The organism is Methanobrevibacter curvatus (assembly GCF_001639295.1).
GTDB lineage: Archaea > Methanobacteriota > Methanobacteria > Methanobacteriales > Methanobacteriaceae > Methanoflexus > Methanoflexus curvatus.
The window spans coordinates 1-675 of sequence record NZ_LWMV01000129.1; the positions used below are offsets into that span (position 1 = coordinate 1).

Sequence of the window (675 nt, forward strand, 5' to 3'; positions counted from 1 at the left end):
GTATTGTTAAGACTGTGAATGTTACTGGTGTTGTTTTGAATGGTATTTTAGTTGAGTATACTATTAATGTGACTAATCGTGGTCCTGATACTGCGACTAATGTGAATATTACTGATGTTTTAGATGATAGGTTGATTTTTGTTAGTGCTAATGGAAGCTATATCCGTGTGGGTCAAGCTGTTAATTGGACTATTTCAAGCATTTTAAACGGTGATTCTTATATTATTAGTTTAATTGTTCAGTTGAATGGTACTGGAGTTATAAGTAATATAGCAAATGTTACTGGAACTGATCAGAATGATACTGGTAATAATAGTACTGGTAATAATAGTACTGTGAATGTTACTCCAACTGTTAATTTAAGTATTGTTAAGACTGTGAATGTTACTGGTGTTGTTTTGAATGGTATTTTAGTTGAGTATACTATTAATGTGACTAATCGTGGTCCTGATACTGCGACTAATGTGAATATTACTGATGTTTTAGATGACAGGTTGATTTTTGTTAGTACTAATGGAAGCTATATCCGTGTGGGTCAAGCTGTTAATTGGACTATTTCAAGTATTTTAAATAATAATTCTTATATTATTACTTTAATTGTTCAGTTGAATGGTACTGGAAATATAAGCAATATAGCAAATGTCACAGGTACAGATCAAAATAATACAGGCAACA

General features: G+C 31.1%; 1 pseudogene. It reads left to right on the top strand.

The features are described from left to right. Positions 1–675 (top strand): annotated as a pseudogene (locus tag MBCUR_RS03295) (DUF11 domain-containing protein); the annotation flags it as partial.